Origin of the sequence: Rathayibacter oskolensis (assembly GCF_900177245.1) — a bacterium.
In the GTDB taxonomy this organism is placed as follows: domain Bacteria; phylum Actinomycetota; class Actinomycetes; order Actinomycetales; family Microbacteriaceae; genus Rathayibacter; species Rathayibacter oskolensis.
The window spans coordinates 1,755,987-1,775,452 of the sequence record NZ_FXBM01000001.1 but is presented as its reverse complement, the minus strand read 5'-3'; the positions used below and the strand labels follow the sequence as shown (position 1 = coordinate 1,775,452).

Genomic DNA, 19,466 nt, shown 5'->3' with positions numbered 1-19,466 from the left:
CCAGGATGCAGGACGGACAGGGAGCTCGAGCGCTCGACGGGGCGTGGGCGACGGACTGGATGCGCCGGGCGGCGGCCTCGATCGCGGAGCACCGCGTGGAGCTGATCACCCTCGACCGGGCGATCGGTGACGGCGACCACGGCGAGAACATGGACCGCGGGTTCCAGGCGGTGCTCGCCAAGCTCGACGCTGCTGCGCCGGCCGCGACTCCGGCCGAGGTGCTCAAGCTCGTGGCGACCACCCTGATCTCGACGGTCGGCGGAGCCTCGGGGCCGCTGTTCGGCACGGCCTTCCTGAAGGCGTCGGGCGCCGTGACGGGCAAGGAGGCGCTCGAGGGCGCCGACGTGGTCGCTCTGCTGACGGCGGCTCGGGACGGCATCGTGCTCCGGGGCAAGGCGGAGACCGGCGACAAGACGATGGTCGACGCGTGGTCGCCGGCCGTCGACGCGGCCGGGGCGGCCGCCTCCAGCGGCTCGACCCCCTCCGCGGTGCTCGAGGCCGCCGTCGCGGCGGCGCAGTCGGGCTCCGAGTCGACGGATCCGCTGGTCGCGCGGAAGGGGCGGGCGAGCTATCTGGGGGAGCGCGCGATCGGCCACCGGGATCCTGGGAGCGTCTCGACGGTCCTCCTCCTGCGCGCCGCCGCCGAGGCCGCCGCGTGAGCGTCGGGCTCGTGCTCGTCTCGCACAGCACCCTGATCGCCGAGGGGCTGGTCCAGCTCGCCGCGCAGATGGCCCCGTCGGTCGCGCTGATCGCAGCCGGCGGGACGGACGACGGGGGGATCGGCACGAGCTTCGACAGGATCACGGCGGCACTCGGCGAGGCCGACTCCGGGGACGGCGCCGTGGTGCTCTGCGATCTCGGCTCGGCGATCATGACGGCCGAGACGGCGGTGGAGTTCCTCGACGACGAGGCGCGCGAGCGGGTGCGGATCGTCGACGCGCCGCTGGTCGAGGGAGCGGTCGCGGCCGCGGTCGCCGCAGGGACCGGCGCGGGACTGGCCGACGTGGTCGAGGCGGCGGAGTCGGCGAGGGGGTCGTTCACGGCGCCCGCGGCCGCCCCGGTGGAGCAGGTCGACGCCGCGCGCCGCAGCGTGCGGCTCATCAATCCGAACGGGCTCCACGCGCGCCCGGCGGCCGACTTCGTCACGCTCGCCACGACGTTCGACGCGCGCATCGATGCGAACGGCAAGGATGCGACGAGCCTGCTCGGGGTCATGTCGCTCGGGCTGAACCGCGGTGACGAGGTCGTCATCTCGGCGACGGGCCGCCAGGCCGAGGAGGCGGTCGGCCGACTGGCCGCCCTGGTCGAGTCGGGCTTCGGCGAGGCCTGATCGCCCAGCCTCCGCGAGTGGAGTGCCCCTCCAGCGGGGGCACTCCGCGGCGGTCGCATGGCACTGTGGGGGCATGGCACTGCGCGGAACCCGACACCCGACCGTCCTGCTCCGGCGCATCCTCGCGATGCCGCGGGCGGTGCGCCGCATCGACGCGCGGGCGGCGCGACGGCTGAACGCGCGCCGGTCGTCCGCTGCACTCGACGGGCTGCTCGTGGGCGCCTCCCGAGCCGCCGACCACGGCGTGCTGTGGTTCGGGCTCGCCGCGCTGCTGGTCGTCGCCGGGCGCCCGCGGGCGGCCGTCCGCGGTGCCGCCTCGCTGGCGGTCGCCAGCGCGCTTGCGAACGCCGTCGGCAAGAACGTCTTCGGAGGCGTCCGGCCGCTGGTCGTCGACGTGCCGGTCGGGCGTCGCCTCGCTCGGGTCCCCTCCTCACCGTCCTTCCCCTCCGGGCACGCGGCGAGCGCCGCGGCCTTCGTCGTGGGAGTCGCCCTCGAGTCGCCGCGGACCGGTGCCGCCCTCGCGCCGCTCGCGGCGACCGTGGCCTTCTCGAGACTGCACGTCGGGGTGCACTGGCTCTCGGACGTCGTCGGGGGTGCGGCGCTCGGCGCGGCCGTCGCGGTCGTGGGCAGGGTCGTCGTCCCGGCGGCGCCCCGGCACGTCCCGGTGTCGGAGCGGGCGAGCCGGCCTCCCGTCGACCGCAGGCCTCTCGGTGACGGCGCGGAGCTGCTCGTCGTGCTCAATCCCGGAGCGGGTCGCGACTCGCACCGTCCGGACCCCGAGCCGCTGATCCGCGAGCGGTTCCCCGCCGCGACCGTGCACCGGCTGACGGAGGACGAGGACCTGGGCGAGGTGGTGCGGGCGGCCCGGGCCGGCGACGGGGCGCCCCGGGTGCTCGGGATCTACGGCGGTGACGGCACGATGTCGGTCGGCGCGGCGCTGGCCCGTGCCGAGGGGATGACCCTCCTCGTGCTTCCCGGCGGGACCATGAACCACTTCGCCAAGGCGCTCGGCCTGGTGACGCTCGAGGACGCGCTCGACGCCGCGGCGGTGGGCGAGCGGCGCGACGTCGACATCGCGGAGGTGGTGGCCGGCGACCGGGAACCGGTGACGGTCCTCAACACGGTGTCGATCGGCGTCTACCCGGAGTTCGTGGCGGCGCGCGAGAAGCACGAGAAGTCGATCGGGAAGCCGCTCGCCTCGGTGCTCGCCGCGTTCCGAGTGGTGCGCGGGACGGACCCCTTCGAGCTGCGCCGCGACGGGCGGACGGAGAAGGTGTGGTCGTACTTCGTCGGCGTGAACCGCGAGCACCCGAAGACGGCCGCGCCGCTCGCCCGGCGCCGCCTCGACGACGGACACCTCGACGTGCGCATCCTGCATGCCGGCCGGACCCCGCGCACGCGCGGAGCGTTCTCGCTCGCGCTCGGCCGCACGGCCACGTCGGTGGTCGGCCGGGTCCCCGGGTGGCGCAGCCCCGTGGTGGAGTCGTTCTCGACTCCGGAGATCGCCGTGCAGGCCCGCCGGCCCGACGGCGAGGACCCCGGGTGGGCCCACGACGGCGAGACCGAGGTCTTCGACGGAGAGCGCGACGGCTTCGAGCGGGCGAGCGTGCGCGTGGTGCCGCTCGGGCTCCGGGTCTACTCGAGCGCCGACTGACGAGCCCCTCGATCCACGCCCCGCCGCCCGTGTAAAGCCCCCCGCCGATGTCGGGATCGGGGCGGGTCGGCAATGGAGCGCGTGCGACTCTGGAGTGCAGGCGGGAGCGGATCCCACCGCGGAGGAGGCAGCTCATGAGACGCATCCACTATGCGGAGGAGAGCATCGTCACGGGGGACGACATCGCGTTCGCGGTGATCGAGTACGCCCGCATGCTCGCCATGACGTCCACGGCCGACACGGTCGAGGTTCCGACGCTGCACGACGAGGCGGTGCGGCGGGTCAGGATGCTGCTCGGGCCCGCGAGCCAGATGCTCGTCTCGGAGGAGCACACGCCCGCCGTCGAGATCGTCGACGAGACGCTGGTGGCCGATCTGCGCTCCCGCGCGAACCGGCTCAACGGTCCGTCGCCGGTGTACACGGCGGACGACGTCTCGGTGCCGCTCGCGCTGGTCGACGGGGAGCTGTACTGACCGCTGAGGTTCGGAGCACCTCCGGCTCGTCGGAGGCGTCTCCGCCTCAGTCGGCGAGGGCCTGCTCGAGGGTGTCGAGGGCGGGCAGCTGGCCGGCCACGATCAGGTCCCGCGCCTCCGCGAGCGGCAGCCAGCGCGCGGTCTCGATCTCGGGGTAGGCGCGGACGACGCCCGATCCGCGCGGCCACTCCAGCTCGAACGTGTTGCTGGCGACGAAGGCGACCCGCTCGTCGCCCGCTCCGGTGAAGACCGTGACGAGCTTGCCCGAGCTCTGACGGAAGGTGCCGAGCAGCGCGTACTCGACCGCGGGCGGCGGCGCTCCGATCTCTTCCTCGAACTCGCGGCGGGCGGCGGCGAGCGGCGGCTCCTCGGGCGTGTGCAGCCCCTTCGGGATCGACCACGCGCGCGGTCTGCGGACCCAGAACGGGCCGCCCATCCGGCCGAGGAACACCTCGACACCGGCCGGACCGCGACGGTGCAGGAGGATCCCCGCGCTGGTCGCCGCCGTCACCGCCTCCACCCGCTCACGGGTCCATCCTGCACCGGCGGCCGTGGAAGGATCGGAGGAAGCGACCGCGAGCCTCCGGAGTGGACATGACGAGCACCGAGATCCTGCGCGAGCTGAGCGAGGAGCTCGGCTCCGCCGTCGTGGTGGAGGGCCCGGAGTTCGAGGCCGTCCACACCGACAAGTCGGGCTGGACGAGCGCGGAGCGGGCACTCGCGCTGGTGCGGGCGCGCTCGGTCGAGGACGTGCAGGCGGCCCTGCGGATCGCCACGAGGCACCGGGCGCCGGTCGTTCCCCGCGGGGCGGGGACGGGACTCGCCGCAGGGGCCGTGGCCACCTCCGGAGCGATCGTCGTGTCCACCGCCGCGATGAACCGCATCCTCGAGATCTCGCTCGAGGACGAGCTCGCTGTGGTCGAGCCCGGCGTGCTCAACCAGGCGCTCTCGGACGCGGTGGCGGCCGACGGCCTGATCTTCTCGCCCGACCCCGCCAGCAAGGCGATCTCGAGCATCGGCGGCAACATCGCGACGAACGCGGGCGGCCTCCTCTGCGCGAAGTACGGGGTCACCAGGGAGGCGGTGCTCGGCCTCGCCGTCGTGCTGCCCGACGGCCGGCTCGTGCGGACCGGCGGGCGCAGCGTCAAGGGCGTGACCGGGTACGACCTCACGGCGCTCCTGACCGGCTCGGAGGGGACGCTCGGCGTGATCGTGGAGGCGACGGTGAAGCTGCGCCCGATCCCCAGCGGCACGGTGGTCACCCTGGGCGCATACTTCCCGAGCGTCGTGGCGGCGGCCTCGGCCTCGGCGGCGATCATGGCGGCGCGACTGCGCCCCGCAGTGATGGAGCTGATGGACGAGGCGTCGCTCGCGGCGATCTCGCGCTGGACCGGAACCCCTATGGATCGCGGGAGCGCCTACCTGCTCGTGCAGACCGACGGCGGGGGAGCGGCGGAGGAGGCGCGGCGCGTGATCGAGATCGTGACCGCCTCCGGGGGCGACGCCGAGGCGACCGACGACCCCGTGGCCGGCGAGGCGTTGCTGGCGGTGCGGCGGGCGTTCCACCCCGCGCTCGAGGCCGAGGGCGAGGTGCTGATCGAGGACGTCTGCGTGCCGCGCTCGGCGCTTCCCGCGATGTTCACCGCGATCCGCGGCATCGAGGAGCGGACGGGCCTGCGGATCCCGACGGTCGCGCACGCGGGCGACGGCAACCTGCACCCCAACTTCGTCCTGCCCGCGGGGTCGACCGCGGTGGGCGAGGAGGTCTGGGAGGCGGCCGCCGAGCTGTTCCGCACCGCCGTCTCGCTCGGCGGGACCCTGACCGGCGAGCACGGGGTGGGCCTGCTGAAGCGGCGCTGGCTGGCGGAGGAGCTGGGGGAGGACTCCCTCGCGCTGCAGCGCGGGATCAAGGCGGTCTTCGACCCGCTCGGGATCATGAACCCCGGGAAGGTGTTCTGACGGCGCTCGCGGGCCGGTGGTCTCCGTGAGCGTCAGGCGAGCTCAGCGGCGACGACGGACGCCGTGAGCACGATCGTCGCCGCCGACATCAGCCAGTAGAGGACCGTCTCGCGCCAGGAGCCGGCCGAGCCGAGGACGGGGATCGCCGCGTAGCCTCCGGAGGTCCAGAGGTGGCGCAGCGGCGTGCGGCGCACCCACCGCGGCGAGCGCAGGCGGAGCGGCCAGAGCCAGTTGATCCCCTCGGTCGTGAGGGCGTCGCCGGCGACGTGCACGAGGTAGCCCAGTGTCGCGGCGACCCGGAGCCACGCCCAGGTGCCGTCGGCGAGGGCGATCAGCAGGACGGTGACGACGCCCGCACCGGCCCAGGCGACCGGCCACGACGGCGCTGCACGGACGGCTCTCGCGGCGAAGGCGAGCGCGGGGAGCGTGAGGAGCGCCGCGACGGAGACGGGGCCGACCACGGGTACCGGGAAGCGGAGGTCGGTCAGGACGGGGACCAGTGCCCAGACGATCGCGACCGCGAGGAGCGAGTGCATCCCGTGACGGTGCCCGCCGCTGATGCGCCCGGCGGTCGCGGTGAGGATCGAGGCTCCGGGTGCCGAGCGGGAGACGGTCGCCCGCGCGTGATCGGCGTCGGGAACGAGCGCCCACCCGGCCGCGACGCCGAGGCCGACCAGGTGGAGATCGAGGGGCAGCTCCGCGATGCCCAGCGGTCCCGCGAGCGCGGGGACGGAGGTGGCGACCGCCCAGGCGAGCGCGCCGGAGACGGCGTGGGAGCGGCCCATCATCGCGGGTTCGACCCTCCGGCGGCACGAGAAAACCCCCGGCGGGAGGCCGGGGGTGCGGGTGGGCGATACCGGACTCGAACCGATGACCTCTTCCGTGTGAAGGAAGCGCGCTACCAACTGCGCCAATCGCCCAGAAGGCCGTCTTGTGGACGACCCGAGTGACGATCGTAGCGGATCCGGCGGGGCGTCGTGGACGACCGGTGGGCGCCACGCCCGGGTGAACGGCGTGTGTCCGGCCGGTTTCGCACGGAAAGACGGGGCCGGTGCGACGGAGGTCGTCATCGGGGGCCGTTCGATTTGGTTTCTCGTGCGGCGGTCGGATACAGTCTTCTAGGTCGAGCCGGGGAGCGAAAGCGCCGGGGCACGACAGATACAACACAGGAAACACACAACACAGTTCGACAGAAGTGCAAGCACGACCTACATGCGGATGTGGCGCAGCGGTAGCGCATCACCTTGCCAAGGTGAGGGTCGCGAGTTCGAATCTCGTCATCCGCTCGAACACCGGTCTCACGGCCGGCGTTTCCAGGAGGACCCCTCGGGAGTCCTCCTACCTGGTCGGCCCTCGGGCCGCCGACACCGAATCCCGTACACGGTGGATTGGCCGAGAGGCGAGGCAGCGGCCTGCAAAGCCGTATACACGGGTTCGAATCCCGTATCCACCTCGATCGTTCACCGAACGAGGCGCTCCCCACGGAGCAGCGGGCGATTGGCGCAGCGGTAGCGCGCTTCCCTGACACGGAAGAGGTCACTGGTTCGATCCCAGTATCGCCCACCACCTGGAACCCCCGGCCCTCGGTCGGGGGTTCCGTCGTTCCCGGGCACCCGAAGGCTCTCCGCGGACCCCCGGATCCTCGGCCGACTCGTCTGCACGGCGAGCAGGAACGGAGAAGCGCCGACCGCGACCGCGCCCCTACGGTGGTCGCAGGGCGGCCGGATCGACCGTCCCGGCAGAAGGGACGCGCCGTGCTCGGACGCAAGGACTACGACCGCTCGGAGCTCGAGGCCGCACGGGCGGCGATCTCGTCGCAGCTCGCCCACTACCGAGCGCTGGAGTCGGCGATCGGCGACAGCGGGGCGAGAGCCGCCTTCGACGCGTTCTCCCCGGGCTTTCTGCGCGGCCTCCTCCTGCAGCTGGACCGGTACTTCGTGCACCGGGTGCGGCCCGTCTCGGGGAAGGACACCAACCCGCTCACCGAGCTCGAGCTGCTCGTCGACGCCCTCCTGCTGAACGACGGCGTCCTGCGCACCCTCGGCGCGATCCGCTACGACCCGTCGAAGGCCGTCCTCGGGCTCCGGCCAGGGGACACCGTCGCACCGTCTCCGGAGGACCTCGAGCGCTTCAGCGCGGCGTTCTTCGCGGTGCTCGAGGAGCGATTCGTCGGGCCGGACGCGGGCTGAGCCCGACCGGGTCTCGTCGCTCGCGGCCCTGCGGGCTACTGTCGGTGCGATGCCCGTTCCGATCCCCGTCGACGACTCCACGACGCTCCGCCTGGTCGCCCGCGGCGACGGGCCCGCGCTCGCGAGCGCCTACCGCCGCAACCGCAGGCACCTCGCGCCCTGGGAGCCGCTGCGCTCGACGCGCTTCTTCGAGGCGGGAGGTCAGACCGACGCGATCGCCGACGTGCTGTTCGCCTACCGCGCCGGCACGGTGCTCCCGCTCGTCCTCGAGCGCGGCGGCGAGATCGTCGGGCGGCTCACCCTCTCGAACATCGTGCGCGGCGCCTTCGACAGCGCCGACCTCGGCTACTGGCTCGACGCCTCGCTGCAGGGTCGCGGTCTGATGACGAGATCGGTCGGAGAGGCGCTGCGGATCGCCGGGGAGGAGCTGCGTCTGCACCGTGTGCAGGCGGGCACCCTCCTCCACAACGTCGGATCGCAGACGGTGCTCGAGCACAACGGGTTCGAGCGGATCGGGACGGCCCGCCGCTACCTCAGGATCGCGGGGGAGTGGCAGGACCACCTGCTCTTCCAGGTGCTGCTCGAGGGCGGCCCGCCGGCTCCGCTCGACCCACCGGAACCCGTCGGGTCGCCTCCGATCGGGCTCGTCTAGGGTGGGCGGCGCCGACGACCGATCGGCGCCGACGGCCCGGAGGGACGACTGGACGATGACGCGCAGCATCGGCGGACGCGAGTTCGACTTCGATCGGCAGGTCGCCGTGATGGCGGTCGTGAACCGCACCCCCGACTCCTTCTACGACAGGGGGTCGACGTTCGCACTCGACCGCGCGGTCGCCGCGTCGGTCGCCGCCGCCGAGCTCGGCGCCGACTGGGTCGACATCGGCGGGGTGCCGTTCGGCCGGGGGCCGGCGGTCTCGCTCCAGGAGGAGATCGACAGGGTGGTCCCGGTGGTCGCCGGGATCCACGAGCGGAGCGACGTGGTGATCTCGGTCGACACGACGCGTGCCGAGGTGGCCCGCGCGAGCATCGCCGAGGGCGCCTCCGTCGTCAACGACACCAGCGGGCTGCACGACCCGGAGATGCTCGACGTGGTCGCGGGGTCGTCGGCCCAGCTCGTGATCACCCACAGCGTCGGTGCCCCCCGGAGCGGGCCCTCGCGCCCCGAGTACGACGACGTGGTCGCGACGGTCGTGGGCTTCCTCCGCGACAGGGTCGACCGGGCTCGCGCGGCGGGGGTGCCCGGCGAGCGCCTCATCGTCGATCCGGGGCACGACCTGAACAAGAACACGCTGCACACCCTCGAGCTGACCCGCCGGCTCGGCGAGGTGGCGGCACTGGGGTACCCGGTGCTGGCGGCGGTGTCGAACAAGGACTTCATCGGCGAGGCGCTCGACCGGCCGCAGGGGCAGCGGCTCGAGGGCTCTCTCGCCGCCGCGGTGATCTGCATCCTGAACGGCGCGCGGATCGTGCGGATGCACGACGTGCGGCAGGCCGTCGACGCGGTGCGGCTGACAGAGGCGGTGCTCGGCTGGCGGGCACCCGCCTACCTGCGGCACAACGTGGAGGCGGACGCGTGAGCACCGTGATCGACCTCGTGCACCCGGCACCGCGATCGGCGCTCGACGACGACGCGCTGCTGGCGCTCTACTCCGAGGGCGCCGCCGAGCGGTGGCTGCGGGTCAACTTCGTCTCGAGCATCGACGGCGCGGTCACCCGCGACGGGGTCTCCGGCGCGCTGGGCGGCGAGGCCGATCTGCGCGTCTTCGACCTGCTCCGGCGACTGGCCGACGTGGTGCTCGTCGCGGCGGGCACGGTGCGCACGGAGGGCTACGGGCCGATGGTGCTCGGTGACGACGCTGCGGCGGCGAGAGCGGCGGCGGGCCTCCCTCCGCACCCGGTGTTCGCCGTCGTGTCGGGCTCGCTCGACCTCGATCCGCGTTCGCGGCTGTTCACCGAGGCGCCGGTGCGACCGATCGTGGTGACCACCGGTGCGTCCGACCGGCGGCGGCGCGCCGAGCTCGCCGAGGTCGCCGACGTGCTCGTCTGCGGCGAGGAGGCGCTGGACGCTTCTCGGATGCGGGACGCGCTCGCCGAGCGCGGGCTGACCCGGGTGCACTGCGAGGGCGGCCCCGGGCTGCTCGGCACGCTGCTCGCCGCCGACGCCGTGGACGAGCTGTGCCTGACGCTCAGCCCGACGCTGGAGGCGGGCGCGGCCGGACGCATCGCGCGCGGAGCGCTGCCCGAGGGCCGGCAGCAGCGCCTCGCGCACGTGCTGGCCTCGGGCGACACGCTGCTGCTGCGCTACCTGCGCGACCGCTGACGTCTCCGCGCTCTCAGTCGGCGCGGGCGAACTGCGGTGACACGGCCCGCGGCGCCAGCCGCTGCAGCTGGGTGACGTGCGCCGGGGAGAGCTCCTCGAGCGAGGTCACGCCCAGGAGGCGCATGGTGCGCGTGATCTGATCGGAGAGGATCTCGATCATGCGGTTCACGCCCGCCTCCCCGCCGGCCATCAGACCGTAGAGGTAGGCGCGGCCGACCAGCGTGAAGCGGGCGCCGAGGGCGACGGAGGCGACGATGTCGGCCCCCGACATGATCCCGGTGTCCAGGTGCACCTCGGTGTCGGAGGACTCGAGCTCGCGCGCCACCTCGGGGAGCAGGTGGAACGGGATGGGGGCCCGATCGAGCTGGCGGCCGCCGTGGTTCGAGAGCACGATGCCGTCGACGCCCAGCTCGGCGACGCGGCGGGCGTCGTCGACCGTCTGGATGCCCTTGACCACGACCTTGCCCGGCCACTGGTCGCGGATCCAGGCGAGGTCGTCGAAGCCCACCGTCGGGTCGAACATCGTGTCGAGCAGCTCGCCGACGGTGCCCGACCAGCGGTCGAGGGAGGCGAAGGAGAGGGGCTCGGTCGTGAGGAAGTCGATCCACCACCACGGGCGCGGCATCGCGTTCACGACCGTGCCCAGCGTCAGCTGCGGCGGGATCGAGAAGCCGTTGCGCTTGTCGCGCAGGCGCGCGCCGGCGACCGGCACGTCGACCGTCACCAGCAGGGTGTCGAAGCCGGACGCGGCGGCCCGGTCGACGAGCGCCATCGAGCGGTCGCGGTCCTTCCACATGTAGAGCTGGAACCAGTTGCGGCCGTGGGGGTTCGCGGCCTTCACGTCCTCGATCGCGGTGGTGCCCATCGTCGACAGCGAGAACGGGATGCCCCACTTGGCGGCGTTGCGCGCGCCGGCGATCTCGCCCTCGGTCTGCATCATGCGCGTGAAGCCCGTCGGCGCGATGCCGAACGGGAGCGAGACGGGTGCGCCGAGAACGTCCCAGCCGGTGCGCACCTCGGAGACGTCGCGCAGGATCGCCGGATTGAACTGGATGTCCTCGAAGGCCTCGCGGGCGCGACCGAGCGAGATCTCCGCCTCCGCCGCCCCCTCGGTGTAGTCGAAGGCCGCCTTGGGCGTGCGCCGGCGCGCGATGCGCTGCAGGTCGTGGATCGTCAGGGCTCGATCGAGCCGGGCCTTCTTGAGGTCCAGCTCGGGCTTCTTGAACTGCATCAGGGGCGCGAGATCGCGCACCTTCGGGATTCGACGCTCGACCATGGTCAGTCCTTCTTCGTGGGGGCGGTGAGGTGGGTCTCGGCGTAGTAGCCGGAGATGTGGGACTCGACGAGCGCGCGCGCCCGATCGGGATCGGCGGCATCGAGGGCGGCGACCAGGGCGCGGTGCTCGCGCCGGAGCCGGTCGCGCGTCGCCGGCCAGTCGGGCAGCGAGCGGGCGGCGCGGAGGACGTAGCTCTCGACCGCGTCGCGCAGGCCCGCGGTCATGGCGGCGATGACCGCGTTGCCGGAGGCCTCGGCCAGCGAGAGGTGGAACTGCTGGTCGAGGGCGAGGAACGCGTCGTGGTCGAGACGCTCCCCGTCCATCGCATCGAGCAGTTCGCGGCTCTCGTCGAGCGGCCGGTGCGGGGTGCGGGCGAGATCGTCGACGACCGCCGTCTCGAGTACGAGCCGGGTGCGCACGACGTCCTCGACGGCGAAGCCGCTCGCCGCGACCTGGAGGCGCAGCAGGGCGCTCATCCCGCCGGTGGGCCGGGCGACGATCACCGCGCCGGCGGACGGGCCGGAGCCCGCCCTCGTGCGGACGAGCCCCATCACCTCGAGGACGCGCACGGCCTCGCGGACGGAGGAGCGGCCGACTCCGAGCTCGAGGGCGAGGGTGCGCTCACCGGGGAGGCGGTCGCCCGGCGCGAGAGCACCGGTGAGGAGGAGGCCCTCGACATGCGCGAGGACGCTCTCCCAGGCCCGATCACCGTCGCTCACTCCCGCACCTCCCTGTGGTCTGACCACACCGTACCCTGTGGTCCGACCACAGGCAAGACCGGGTCGTAGGCTGGCCCGATGACCGGACCCGACCTCTCGCGGCAGTACTCGCTCGAGGGCGTCGCCGTCCCCGCGGTCGCGGTGAGCCTGAACGGCGGAGTCCCTCCGGCGCTCGTCTGGCGGAACCAGCTCGACGGGCTCACCTTCCGGGTCGCGGACGGCTACCTGAAGTGGAGTCCCGACTCCGCGGGAGTCGATCTGGAACGCGAGGCCCTGCGGCTCGACTGGCTCGCGGGCCGGCATCCGGCGCCCCGGGTGCTCGGGACCGGCGAGGACGGGAGCGGGCAGTGGATGCTCACCGCCGCGCTCCCGGGCCGGAGCGCGGTCTCGGAGGAGTGGCTCGCGCGTCCCGTCGTCGCCGTGCGCGCGATCGCCGCGGGGCTCCGGGCGCTGCACGCGCTGCCGGTGGCGGAGGCGCCCGACTCGATCCGCGGGGACTCGTGGTTCGATCGACGACCCGCGGCCCTCGGACCGCCTCCCGCGGTCACCGACCCCGTCGTGGTGCACGGCGACGCCTGCGCGCCGAACACGCTGATCGACGAGGGCGGCGCCTGGAGCGGGACGGTCGACCTCGGCGACCTGGGCGTCGGCGACCGCTGGGCCGACCTCGCCGTCGCGGCGATGAGCCTGGCCTGGAACTTCGGAGAGGGCTTCGAGCCGCTCCTGCTCGAGGCGTACGGCATCGACCCCGACCCGGAGCGCGCGGCCTACTACCGGGCGCTGTGGGCGGCGGAGTCCTGAGCGGTCAGCTCGAGCGCGCCTCGTCGTCGTCCTGCGCGGTCGCCTCGGGGGAGCGGTTCTCGTTCGCGAGCCGCAGCCAGGTGCCGTCGCGGACGTCCTGCTCGTGCACCGCCTGCTTCTTCTCGCTCGCCGCCGTGTCGCGCGGCGGGAGCTGGAGGGTCTCCTCCGCCTCGATGCCGGCCTGCAGCTCCCGGCCGCGCTCGAGCTCGGAGTCGAACTCGGCGCCGAAGAGCAGGGCGATGTTCGTGATCCAGATCCACAGGAGGAACACGATCACGGCACCGAGCGACCCGTAGGTCTTGTCGTAGTTCGAGAAGTTCGCGACGTAGAAGCCGAAGCCGACCGAGGCGATCAGCCAGATCGCGAGGGCCACGATCGAGCCGGTGCTGATCCAGCGGAACTTCGGCTGCCGGATGTTGGGCGCGAAGTAGTAGAGGACCGCGATGATCACGACGGCGATCACGAGCAGCACGGGCCACTTCGCGATGTTCCACACGGTGAGCGCCGCGGGGCCGAGGCCCACCACGTCGCCGACGGCCGACGCGACCGGGCCGCTGAGCACGAGGATCAGAGCCGCGACGACGATCATGAGCACGATCGAGACGGTGACGCCGAGCATCGTCGGGCGGAGCTTCCAGAAGGGGCGGCCCTCGTCGATCTGGTAGATCCGGTTCATCGCGCGGCCGAACGCGCCGACGTAGCCGGAGGCCGACCAGATCGCGCCGACGATGCCGGTGACGAACGCGACTCCGGCGGCGGGGGAGCTGGTGAGCGACTCGATCGGGTCGCGGAGCAGGTCGACGACCTGCGGGGAGGCGAGACCGCCGATCAGCTCGAGCACGGTGTCTGTCGTCGCCTGCGCCTGCCCGAACAGGCCCAGGACGGAGACGATGGCCAGGAGGGCGGGGAAGAGGGCGAGCACCGCGTAGTAGGTCAGCGCCGCAGCGAGGTCGGTGCACTGATCGGCGCCGAACTCGCGCACGGTCTTCTTGAGCACGTAGAGCCACGAGCGCTTGGTGATGTCGGTGATCTCATCGGGCTTGCGGGAGTCGTCCGGCTCGGGTGCGGTCTTCTCACGGGTCGTGCTCTTCTCGGCCATGCCGACACGCTACGGCCAGGCCGCTCGGCCGGACGAGCCCTTGACGTCGGGAGCGCGCTCGGTCCGGCGGGACGCGTCAGACGCGCCGGCCCTGACGGGCGGCGGCGAGCACGCCGAAGAGGAGGAAGGAGCAGGTCGCGCCGAGGACGACCGCGAGCGGGGCGTCCCACCCGCCGCTGGCGTCGTGGGCGACTCCGAGCACGGTGGGAGCGGTCGCGGCCACCGCGTAGCCGATGCCCTGCACGGTCGCCGAGAGGCGGGAGGCGTGCGCGTCGGACTGCGAGAGCCGAACGACGAGGACGAAGACGACCGTGAATCCGCCGCCCTGGGCGATGCCGCCGAGGATGCACCACAGCGCCCACAGCTGCGGGGCGATCAGCAGACCGGCGGGCACGGTGCACCAGAGCGCGCCCACGAGCACGATGCTGCCGAGCGGACGGAGCCGTCGGACCACGAGCGGGACGCCGATCGCGCCGACGACCGCGGCGAGCTGGAAGACGGAGGAGCTGGCTCCCGCGGCCTCGACCGAGAAGCCGTTGCGATCGACGAGGAGCGTGGGCAGCCACGCCGTGACTCCGTAGTAGGAGAACGCCTGGCTCGAGAAGCAGACGGCGAGGGCCAGTACGGTGGCGCTCCGCCAGATCCTCGGGGCGGGTCCGGCCGGACGGTCGCCTCTCGTCGGGCGCGGCGCCGGCCGGAGGGCCCGCGACGGACCGACGGCGAGCAGCCAGCCGAGCAGTGCCAGGGCGTTCAGCACCAGCCACACCAGCAGTGCTCCGCGCCAGCCCACGGCGAGGGCGAGCGGCGCGGTGCCCAGGGAGGTGATCGTCGACCCGATGTTGAGCGCTGCGGTGTAGACGCCGGTCGTCAGATCGACGCGGTCGGGCGAGACGTCGCGCCGGATGACGACGGGGACGACGACGTTGCCGATCGTGATGAAGACGCCGATCACGACGGTCCCCGCGACCACGGCGACGACATCGCCGGCCGAGCGGAGGATCGTGCCGAGCGCGACTCCGACGACCGTCACGACCACGGCCGCGTCGGGGCCGGCACGGCGGATCACCACGAGGGCGAGCGGAGTCGCGAGCGCGAAGCACAGCACGGGGATGCTGGTGAGGATCCCCGCCTGGCCGGAGGACAGCGCGAGGTCGTCGCGGACGGCGTCGATGACCGGCGCCACGGCGACGATCGGCCCGCGGAGGACGAACGCGACGAGGGCGACGGCGACGACGAAGAGCCAGGGGGCGCTCCGACGCGACGTCATCGTCGCATCAGGGGCACGGCGCAGGAGCTGCCGCGCACCGGATTCAGCCGGTGAGCCCGGCCAGGCCGGACAGGTTGCCGAGGAAGGTGATCGCACCGGTCACGATGCCGATGATCCCCGTGACCAGGCCCGCGGTCGCGAGACCTCGACCGAGGCCCACGGCCGCCGCCACCGCTCGGCCGCGCACGCCGAAGACGATCGCGAGGATGGAGGGGACGAAGAGCGGGTTGATCAGGATGCTCAGGATGCCGAGGACGAGGCTCGCGACCGCGAGGGGGTTCCGCCCCGCGGCGGTGGGGGCGAGGTAGGGGTTCGGCTGCTGCTCCCCGGGGACCTGCCCGTAGGCGGACGGCGGGGTCGGAGTGCCAGAGCCCTCGGGCGTGCCGTAGAGCGGGACCGAGGGAGCCGGGGGAACGGCCGGGCGCGACCGGTCGGTCCACGCCGCGCCGTCCCAGTAGAGCTCGGCCCCGATGTCGGCCGGGTGGGGGTACCAGCCGGGCGCGGGAAGGGGAGCGGAGTCGTCGGGCATGCGCCGATTCTAGGGGCGGCGCTCCGCCTCCGATCACCGCGGGGCAGCTCGCTCCGACTCCGGCCACCACCGCCACGCCGCCCAGACGCTGCCCCGGTCGGCGATGCCGTTCTCGGTCCGCAGCTCGTCGGTGTCGTAGTCCTCGGGGATCACGCCGCGGGCGGCCAGCTCCGCGAGCTCCGCGCGCAGATCCTCGACGCGCCAGGCGGCCTTCGTCTGCTCGTCCTTCGAGCCGACAGTGCTGGTGGTCACGGTGAGGCGGGTGCCTCCGGAGGCGTAGGCGATCGCCGACTCGCTCTCCTCGAGGATCTCGAGTCCGAGCGTGCCGGCGTAGAAGGCGCGGGAGGCGGCGAGGTCGGTCGTCAGCAGGACGGGGCCGAGGGGGTGGTCGGAGAGCACGGGATGCCTTTCGTCGGAGGGAGCGCGAGGGGCGCGCCTCCAGCGAAGGCCTCGGGCGGGCGGTCGGCAAGGGGTTGCCCGGGCGATCGGGGAGACTGGTGCCCGGTCGCCGTCGAGCGATCGGGACATCATCGGATCGGCAGGAGAGGCGGAGGACGGCGGATGAGCTGGAGCATCGAGGAGGTCGACTGGACCCACCCGGCGGCGGAGGCGCTCCGGGCCGCGCAGCGGCGCGAGCTCGACGAGCGCTACGGCCGCGACGACCACGAGCCGGGAGCGAAGCCCTCGGCGGCCGACGTGCCGGTCTTCCTCCTCGCTCTCGACGAGGCGGGGGAGGCGGTGGCCTGCGGCGGGCTCCGCCCGCTCGGCGAGGACGTCCTCGGGCCGGGGGTGATCGAGGTGAAGCGCATGTTCGTCGCCCCGCACGCCCGCGGGACGGGCGTCGCACGGGCGGTGCTGCGAGCGCTCGAGGAGCGGGCGCGCGAGCGGGGCGCCGTGCGGCTGGTGCTCGAGACCGGCACCCTGCAGCCGGACGCGATCCGCTTCTACTCGCGCGAGGGCTACGCGCCCGTCCCGCTCTTCGGGGCGTACGCGGGGTCGGACATCTCGGTGTGCTTCGGCCGGGACCTGTAGCGCGCTCCTCCGGGAGTGGCAGGCCGTGACCGGCCGGTGGGACACTGCCGCTATGCCCGAGGAGACCGCCCGCATCCACCCGTCCGCCGACGTCGACCCCCGAGCGCAGGTGGGGGACGGGACGCTGATCTGGCACCTCGCTCAGGTGCGGGAGGACGCGCAGGTCGGCCGGGACTGCGTGATCGGCCGCGGCGCCTACCTCGGGCCGGGCGTCGTCGTCGGCGACCGCTGCAAGATCCAGAACCACGCGCTCGTCTACGAGCCGGCCGTGCTCGGCGACGGCGTGTTCGTCGGCCCGGCCGTCGTCTTCACGAACGATCTGCGGCCGCGAGCCGTCACCCCCGACGGCGCGCTGAAGTCGGCGGACGACTGGCACGCCGTCGCGGTGACGGTCGAGGAGGGAGCCGCGATCGGCGCCCGCGCGGTCTGCGTGGCTCCGGTGCGGATCGGTGCGTGGGCGATGGTCGCCGCGGGGGCGGTCGTCGCCTCCGACGTGCCCGCCTACGCCCTCGTCGTCGGCGTGCCGGCGCGGAGGGTCGGCTGGGTCGGTCGCGCGGGCGCCCGGCTCGAGGCGACGGGCGAGAGCGGTCGGTGGCGGTGCCCGGAGTCGGGGGACGAGTACCTCGAGCGCGACGGCCTGCTCGAACCGGCCTGAGCGCCGCGGGCCGCTCTCACCGGCGGGTGAACGCCAGCGCGCGGCGCCGGTCGGCCGCCGAGGGCCTCCTCCTGCCGGGGGCGGGCGGAGCGACCGCCACGGTCGGGGTCGGCGGTGCGGGCGGGACGATCGCTGCCGGCGCGGTCGGGGTCGCCGGCCCCTTCCTCCGGCCCTCGATCGACCGGGCGATCGACACGGCGGCGAACAGCAGCACGAACCCGCCGACTCCGACCATGATCACCGCGCGAAGCCTGTCCGAGATCTGCTCGGTCGCCCTCTGGGGCGTCTGCACCTCGAGAGCCGTGAAGAGGTAGCGGTCGTCGGCTCCGTTGACCGTCTGGATGCTCCTCAGCGTGTCGACGAGCATGCCCCCCAGCGCCGCGGTCGTCGCGAGCGACTGGTCGGCCGTCGGAGCGTCGGAGGTGACGCTGAGCAGGAGGCCCTGCCCCGACCAGGCCGACCGCTCGACCGCGAACTCGGTGCTGAGACCCTGCGCGAGCAGTGCATCGGCCGTCTCGTCGCTGTTCAGCACCGTCACCAGGACCTGCGCCGCCAGGGAGTTGTCCGAGGAGCGCAGGTAGGGATTGTCGGAGTTGAGCGCCCGCAGACCCGCATCGAGCTCGAGCTCGGCGCTGGTCGGGACCTGCGGATTGACGAGGGCGTAGGTCGCGGTCGACGCGTAGGTGCGAGGAGAGAGCACGAGCACGTAGGCCATGCCGACGACGGTGAGCGTCAGCACCACGGCCGCGAGGAGGCGATGGCGCCAGAGAGTGCGGAGAACGGAGACGGGGTCCATCAGGACTGCCTTTCTGAGGAGTGGTCGATCTCGCCGCTGCGTCGGACGGGAGCGTCCTGGCGCAGGGCGGAGGGGAGCCCGAGCTCGGCGCGGACGAGGAGCCAGCAGCTCCCCGAGAGGCCGAGCACGAACGGGAACAGCAGGGCGAACACCGGGAAGCCCAGTGAGTCGAAGGTGACGGAGGCGACCGCGGCGACGGTCGCGGCAGCGGCGACGCTCCCGGTCAGTGCGCGCAGCCGGGGGTCGCGGGCGAACTGGGCGGCGATCAGTCCGAAGACCGCCGGCACCCCGAAGTAGGCCACGACGGCCGCGGCCCCCAGCAGGCCGAGCGTGATCGCCGAGCCGAGGTACTGGTTGTCGAGGATGAGCTTGGCGCTATCGGGCAGGTAGGTTCCGGGACCCGTGCCGAGCAGCGGGTGCTCGGCCACCAGCGCGGCGACACGGGGGTAGTTGTCGAGCCGGTTCACGATCGAGGTGTCGGCCGTGCCGGCGCCGATCGAGCCGGTGAGGGTCCCGAGCAGGCCGGGGGTGACCACGAAGAACGCCGCCACCGCGACCGGAGCCAGCACGTACCCCCACCGGCGCGCGGCCCTCGGGAGGAAGACGAGCGCGACGCCCATCCCGACGACGAGGGACAGCACCCCCGATCGCGAGACGGTGAGGGCGACCGCCGAGAGCAGCAGCACGCACGAGCCGACGCGCAGCAGACGCGGGGCCGTGCGGTCGTAGATCAGCCGCCAGACGGCGAGCGGCAGCAGCATCGCCGAGACCACGGCCAGCTCGATCGGGTGGAAGGTGGTGCCCGCCACCCTGGTGAGCCCGTCGCGCTCCTGGAACGGTGTGCTGCCTCCGTTGTCGACGAAGCCGACCATGACGCTGCGGATCAGCTCGACGGGATCGGTGTGGGTCGTGAACTGGATCACGGCCACGACGGCGCAGAGGGTGGCGGCGTTCACGAGCGAGCCGATCAGCACCCGCGCATCGTCGAGGGTGCGGACGCTCTGCGTCGTGACCAGCGCGATCCCGGCCGAGGCGAAGAGCAGCAGCAGCCACCGGTCGGCGCTCAGCTGCCCCTCGCCCGTGCGGGTGATGGTGTCGCCGCTCGTGTAGCGGACGTAGGAGACGATGCTCGCCCCGAGCAGCAGTGTCAGTGCGAGCCGGCCGGGGTGCCGCATCGGGACGGGATCGTGCAGCCCGAGGAGCGCGGAGGCGAGCCAGGCCACCGCGAGGAGGAGGGCGAGCACCATCGCGACGGAGCCGGACGCGCCGAGGGGCGCCAGCACCTGGTCGGCGGGGGTCAGGAAGAGCGCGTAGGCGCTGAGGCGCAGGAGGGTCGGCGGTCCTGTCCTCTCGATCGGCGAGTCCAC

The 19,466-nt window shown here is 73.4% G+C and carries 22 protein-coding genes and 4 tRNA genes; 15 read left to right on the top strand and 11 right to left on the bottom strand.

The annotated features are described in order from the left end of the window. The first annotated feature begins 5 nt into the window (after positions 1-5). From dhaL to B9Y99_RS08450, 4 genes are all read left to right on the top strand, one after another. The gene (gene dhaL, locus B9Y99_RS08465; protein WP_085476035.1) at positions 6-659 is read left to right on the top strand and encodes a dihydroxyacetone kinase subunit DhaL; all 654 of its coding nucleotides are present in this window, start codon (positions 6-8) and stop codon (positions 657-659) included. After that, positions 656-1,330 carry a dihydroxyacetone kinase phosphoryl donor subunit DhaM gene (gene dhaM / locus B9Y99_RS08460; RefSeq protein WP_085476034.1) on the top strand — a complete coding sequence of 225 codons (675 nt, stop codon included), beginning with the start codon at positions 656-658 and terminating at the stop codon, positions 1,328-1,330. The genes dhaL and dhaM overlap by 4 nt, the downstream gene beginning before the upstream one ends. Positions 1,331-1,403: 73 nt before the next feature. Continuing rightward, the gene (locus B9Y99_RS08455) at positions 1,404-2,984 is read left to right on the top strand and encodes a bifunctional phosphatase PAP2/diacylglycerol kinase family protein (RefSeq protein ID WP_129587939.1); all 1,581 of its coding nucleotides are present in this window, start codon (positions 1,404-1,406) and stop codon (positions 2,982-2,984) included. A 134-nt stretch (positions 2,985-3,118) separates the two neighbouring features. Continuing rightward, positions 3,119-3,457, top strand: a complete 339-nt coding sequence (locus tag B9Y99_RS08450; protein ID WP_085476033.1) for a hypothetical protein — start codon at positions 3,119-3,121, stop codon at positions 3,455-3,457. Between the two features lie 46 nt (positions 3,458-3,503). On the opposite strand, the gene B9Y99_RS08445 is transcribed toward B9Y99_RS08450, so the two are convergent. Beyond that, entirely contained in the window at positions 3,504-3,968 is a 465-nt protein-coding gene (locus B9Y99_RS08445) for an NUDIX hydrolase (protein WP_244274802.1), read from the bottom strand. Between the two features lie 83 nt (positions 3,969-4,051). Here B9Y99_RS08445 and B9Y99_RS08440 point away from each other — a divergent pair, with 83 nt between their 5' ends. Next, entirely contained in the window at positions 4,052-5,416 is a 1,365-nt protein-coding gene (locus B9Y99_RS08440) for an FAD-binding oxidoreductase (protein WP_085476315.1), read from the top strand. 32 nt (positions 5,417-5,448) lie between these two features. Here B9Y99_RS08440 and B9Y99_RS08435 read toward each other — a convergent pair whose 3' ends face one another. Together B9Y99_RS08435 and B9Y99_RS08430 are read right to left on the bottom strand one after the other, a co-directional pair. Beyond that, positions 5,449-6,204 carry a metal-dependent hydrolase gene (locus B9Y99_RS08435; protein WP_085476032.1) on the bottom strand — a complete coding sequence of 252 codons (756 nt, stop codon included), beginning with the start codon at positions 6,202-6,204 and terminating at the stop codon, positions 5,449-5,451. A 59-nt stretch (positions 6,205-6,263) separates the two neighbouring features. Further along, positions 6,264-6,336, bottom strand: a tRNA-Val gene (locus B9Y99_RS08430). A 294-nt stretch (positions 6,337-6,630) separates the two neighbouring features. Here B9Y99_RS08430 and B9Y99_RS08425 point away from each other — a divergent pair. From B9Y99_RS08425 to B9Y99_RS08395, 7 genes are all read left to right on the top strand, one after another. Further along, positions 6,631-6,702: transfer RNA gene (locus B9Y99_RS08425), tRNA-Gly, on the top strand. A gap of 96 nt (positions 6,703-6,798) precedes the next feature. After that, positions 6,799-6,869 (top strand) — tRNA-Cys (locus tag B9Y99_RS08420). A 38-nt stretch (positions 6,870-6,907) separates the two neighbouring features. Beyond that, a tRNA-Val gene (locus B9Y99_RS08415) sits at positions 6,908-6,982 on the top strand. 188 nt (positions 6,983-7,170) lie between these two features. After that, positions 7,171-7,605 carry a hypothetical protein gene (locus B9Y99_RS08410; RefSeq protein WP_085476031.1) on the top strand — a complete coding sequence of 145 codons (435 nt, stop codon included), beginning with the start codon at positions 7,171-7,173 and terminating at the stop codon, positions 7,603-7,605. Positions 7,606-7,654: 49 nt separating this feature from the next. Next, positions 7,655-8,257 carry a GNAT family N-acetyltransferase gene (locus B9Y99_RS08405; RefSeq protein ID WP_085476030.1) on the top strand — a complete coding sequence of 201 codons (603 nt, stop codon included), beginning with the start codon at positions 7,655-7,657 and terminating at the stop codon, positions 8,255-8,257. 55 nt (positions 8,258-8,312) lie between these two features. Then, positions 8,313-9,182 (top strand): dihydropteroate synthase, encoded by an 870-nt coding sequence (folP, locus tag B9Y99_RS08400; RefSeq protein WP_085476314.1) that lies wholly within the window; start codon positions 8,313-8,315, stop codon positions 9,180-9,182. Next, positions 9,179-9,925, top strand: a complete 747-nt coding sequence (locus B9Y99_RS08395; protein ID WP_244274801.1) for a pyrimidine reductase family protein — start codon at positions 9,179-9,181, stop codon at positions 9,923-9,925. Before folP ends, B9Y99_RS08395 begins: the two co-directional genes overlap by 4 nt. Positions 9,926-9,938: 13 nt before the next feature. Here the strand turns inward: B9Y99_RS08395 and B9Y99_RS08390 are convergent, their stop codons facing one another. Then, positions 9,939-11,201, bottom strand: a complete 1,263-nt coding sequence (locus tag B9Y99_RS08390; protein ID WP_085476029.1) for an alpha-hydroxy acid oxidase — start codon at positions 11,199-11,201, stop codon at positions 9,939-9,941. A gap of 2 nt (positions 11,202-11,203) precedes the next feature. After that, positions 11,204-11,920, bottom strand: a complete 717-nt coding sequence (locus B9Y99_RS08385; RefSeq protein WP_085476028.1) for a FadR/GntR family transcriptional regulator — start codon at positions 11,918-11,920, stop codon at positions 11,204-11,206. A 78-nt stretch (positions 11,921-11,998) separates the two neighbouring features. Between B9Y99_RS08385 and B9Y99_RS08380 the strand changes: the two genes are divergently transcribed. After that, entirely contained in the window at positions 11,999-12,721 is a 723-nt protein-coding gene (locus B9Y99_RS08380) for an aminoglycoside 3'-phosphotransferase (protein WP_085476027.1), read from the top strand. Between the two features lie 4 nt (positions 12,722-12,725). Here the strand turns inward: B9Y99_RS08380 and B9Y99_RS08375 are convergent, their stop codons facing one another. The 4 genes from B9Y99_RS08375 to B9Y99_RS08360 all read right to left on the bottom strand — a co-directional run bounded on the left by B9Y99_RS08375 (position 12,726) and on the right by B9Y99_RS08360 (position 16,015). Beyond that, positions 12,726-13,820 carry a YihY/virulence factor BrkB family protein gene (locus B9Y99_RS08375; RefSeq protein ID WP_085476026.1) on the bottom strand — a complete coding sequence of 365 codons (1,095 nt, stop codon included), beginning with the start codon at positions 13,818-13,820 and terminating at the stop codon, positions 12,726-12,728. A gap of 76 nt (positions 13,821-13,896) precedes the next feature. Beyond that, complete coding sequence (locus B9Y99_RS08370) at positions 13,897-15,087, bottom strand: MFS transporter (protein WP_085476025.1); 1,191 nt, start codon at positions 15,085-15,087, stop codon at positions 13,897-13,899. Between the two features lie 43 nt (positions 15,088-15,130). Beyond that, on the bottom strand, positions 15,131-15,616 hold the full coding sequence (locus B9Y99_RS08365; RefSeq protein ID WP_085476024.1) for a DUF4190 domain-containing protein: 486 nt from the start codon (positions 15,614-15,616) through the stop codon (positions 15,131-15,133). A 33-nt stretch (positions 15,617-15,649) separates the two neighbouring features. Then, the gene (locus B9Y99_RS08360; protein WP_085476023.1) at positions 15,650-16,015 is read right to left on the bottom strand and encodes a VOC family protein; all 366 of its coding nucleotides are present in this window, start codon (positions 16,013-16,015) and stop codon (positions 15,650-15,652) included. A gap of 162 nt (positions 16,016-16,177) precedes the next feature. Here B9Y99_RS08360 and B9Y99_RS08355 point away from each other — a divergent pair, with 162 nt between their 5' ends. Beyond that, on the top strand, positions 16,178-16,648 hold the full coding sequence (locus B9Y99_RS08355) for a GNAT family N-acetyltransferase (RefSeq protein ID WP_085476022.1): 471 nt from the start codon (positions 16,178-16,180) through the stop codon (positions 16,646-16,648). 52 nt (positions 16,649-16,700) lie between these two features. Continuing rightward, a complete protein-coding gene (locus B9Y99_RS08350) occupies positions 16,701-17,303 on the top strand; it encodes an acyltransferase (protein ID WP_085476021.1) in 603 nt (200 codons plus the stop codon). A gap of 16 nt (positions 17,304-17,319) precedes the next feature. On the opposite strand, the gene B9Y99_RS08345 is transcribed toward B9Y99_RS08350, so the two are convergent. Further along, positions 17,320-18,099: a hypothetical protein gene (locus B9Y99_RS08345; RefSeq protein ID WP_085476020.1), complete on the bottom strand. Its 780-nt coding sequence runs from the start codon at positions 18,097-18,099 to the stop codon at positions 17,320-17,322. Beyond that, on the bottom strand, positions 18,099-19,466 hold the full coding sequence (locus B9Y99_RS08340) for an O-antigen ligase family protein (RefSeq protein WP_085476019.1): 1,368 nt from the start codon (positions 19,464-19,466) through the stop codon (positions 18,099-18,101). Before B9Y99_RS08340 ends, B9Y99_RS08345 begins: the two co-directional genes overlap by 1 nt.

Bases quoted from the DNA above. Each gene is read 5' to 3' on its own strand.
- dhaL (WP_085476035.1), top strand. From the start codon at position 6: ATGCAGGACGGACAGGGAGCTCGAGCGCTCGACGGGGCGTGGGCGACG.
- B9Y99_RS08455 (WP_129587939.1), top strand. From the start codon at position 1,404: ATGGCACTGCGCGGAACCCGACACCCGACCGTCCTGCTCCGGCGCATC.
- B9Y99_RS08450 (WP_085476033.1), top strand. From the start codon at position 3,119: ATGAGACGCATCCACTATGCGGAGGAGAGCATCGTCACGGGGGACGAC.
- B9Y99_RS08440 (WP_085476315.1), top strand. From the start codon at position 4,052: ATGACGAGCACCGAGATCCTGCGCGAGCTGAGCGAGGAGCTCGGCTCC.
- B9Y99_RS08435 (WP_085476032.1), bottom strand. From the start codon at position 6,204: ATGATGGGCCGCTCCCACGCCGTCTCCGGCGCGCTCGCCTGGGCGGTC.
- B9Y99_RS08405 (WP_085476030.1), top strand. From the start codon at position 7,655: ATGCCCGTTCCGATCCCCGTCGACGACTCCACGACGCTCCGCCTGGTC.
- folP (WP_085476314.1), top strand. From the start codon at position 8,313: ATGACGCGCAGCATCGGCGGACGCGAGTTCGACTTCGATCGGCAGGTC.
- B9Y99_RS08390 (WP_085476029.1), bottom strand. From the start codon at position 11,201: ATGGTCGAGCGTCGAATCCCGAAGGTGCGCGATCTCGCGCCCCTGATG.
- B9Y99_RS08380 (WP_085476027.1), top strand. From the start codon at position 11,999: ATGACCGGACCCGACCTCTCGCGGCAGTACTCGCTCGAGGGCGTCGCC.
- B9Y99_RS08375 (WP_085476026.1), bottom strand. From the start codon at position 13,820: ATGGCCGAGAAGAGCACGACCCGTGAGAAGACCGCACCCGAGCCGGAC.
- B9Y99_RS08370 (WP_085476025.1), bottom strand. From the start codon at position 15,087: ATGACGTCGCGTCGGAGCGCCCCCTGGCTCTTCGTCGTCGCCGTCGCC.
- B9Y99_RS08365 (WP_085476024.1), bottom strand. From the start codon at position 15,616: ATGCCCGACGACTCCGCTCCCCTTCCCGCGCCCGGCTGGTACCCCCAC.
- B9Y99_RS08355 (WP_085476022.1), top strand. From the start codon at position 16,178: ATGAGCTGGAGCATCGAGGAGGTCGACTGGACCCACCCGGCGGCGGAG.
- B9Y99_RS08350 (WP_085476021.1), top strand. From the start codon at position 16,701: ATGCCCGAGGAGACCGCCCGCATCCACCCGTCCGCCGACGTCGACCCC.
- B9Y99_RS08345 (WP_085476020.1), bottom strand. From the start codon at position 18,099: ATGGACCCCGTCTCCGTTCTCCGCACTCTCTGGCGCCATCGCCTCCTC.